We start from the raw sequence: 1,485 nt of genomic DNA on the forward strand, positions 1-1,485 counted from the left end.
TAGCCTCGATTTTTCACGGGTTGGGGTTTGTGCTTGATCGCGGCGTCGTTGTCTCATGTTGTAGGTGATTGTACTGTTCGGGTGTGATGTGCCTGCGCGTGTCGCCGCGGTGGTCGGGCCGTTCCATGGGCCGGAGTGCCTTTCATTGTCGCTGTTGTCGTGAGTATCGACATCAATCGGGTGCTCGGGGCAGTGCGCGGATCCGTTCGGTCGCGGTGACGATGAGCAGCGCCCAGGGATGCCTGTGACTGTAGTGGACAGTGGTGCGGCGTGCTGTCTTGGCGATGGTCGCTGCGATTGTGTAGACGCGGTAGCGCAGGGTTTTCGGCTCCCACCGGCGTGCTTGAGTGTCGGCAAGTCCGAGCATGCCCGCCCACGCGGTGATCTCACTGGCCAAGCCGACGATTTCCAACCAGATCTGGTTCTGGTCGAACCCATGCAGCGGCAGGTTGCGCAGGCCGGTGTCCTTGGCATTGCGGATCCGATCCTCACACCGCCCGCGGCGCCGGTGCCGGACTTCCAGATCGGCGAGCTGCCCGCGCCTGCTGTTGGTCGCGAACGCAGTGATCCGATACCCGTCCACGTCATCGAACCGCAACTGCGCTCCCGGATGCGGGCGCTCACGTCGGGCGATGACGCGCATCCCGGCAGGCCACCCGGTCAGGTCGAGCAGCCCGGTGAGCTCGACGACTCCGGCACCGTCGCGGATACCACCGGCCGACGTGTACGCGTCCTGCCACTCCGCTTCCGGTATCTGATGGTAGAGCTCGCCGAAGTCGGTCGGCAGGCTCCATCCGACGGAGTACGAGAGCCTGCGTCCGGTGAGCCAGTCCAGGAACCCGTGCGTGCCACCTGCGGTGTCGGCGCGGATGAGGACCTTCTTTCCCGGCCGCCCACGCCCGCCGGGGAGTTGGGCCAGGGCGTCACGGGTGATCGAGATATGGTCGGCCACGGTATTCGATCCGGCGTTGCCCTTGCGCAGGGCCGCGGCCAACAACTCGCCGGTACCGGCTGGACCGTGGTCGGCGAACGCCAGCAAGGGGTGGTGACCGAAGGTGCGCTTGAACGTCCCGGCGGCCTGTTCCTTCTCACTGTGCGCGATCACGATCGAGGCGTCTAAGTCGATGACCAACGGCTGGTCAGCGCTGGCATCGTGGTCAGGAGCATGCGTGCCGGCGCTGTGCCAGGCGTGGGCGCGGGCCTTCTGGCGGGCACGGCGGATCGCGGTGACCGCTGCCCCGGTGTCCTCAGCCAGCCAGCCGATGAGTCGGGAGACGGTCGGAGTCGACGCGACTGACCCGTAGATGCCGGGTTCGCTGCGCACGATTCCAGCGTCGGAGAGGCAGTCGCCGCCCAATGCCAACGACAGTGCCAGGTCCAACAGGATCTTGCCAGGATCATGGATCGCAAATGGCTTGCGCCACGACGCCAGAGCGTCTGAGAGGTAGCGTCCCAGGCCGGTCTGATCGATCGTGTCGGTCAGGA

At 65.9% G+C, this 1,485-nt stretch carries 1 protein-coding gene; it reads right to left on the reverse strand.

Annotation, left to right across the window (positions count from 1 at the left end):
* Positions 1 to 172: 172 nt before the first annotated feature.
* Positions 173 to 1,485 (reverse strand): IS1380 family transposase (locus NQ038_RS15105; protein ID WP_257062982.1); only part of this gene is annotated, 1,313 nt, incomplete at its 5' end.

The organism is Brevibacterium sp. 50QC2O2 (assembly GCF_024580675.1).
Taxonomy (GTDB): Bacteria; Actinomycetota; Actinomycetes; order Actinomycetales; family Brevibacteriaceae; genus Brevibacterium; species Brevibacterium moorei.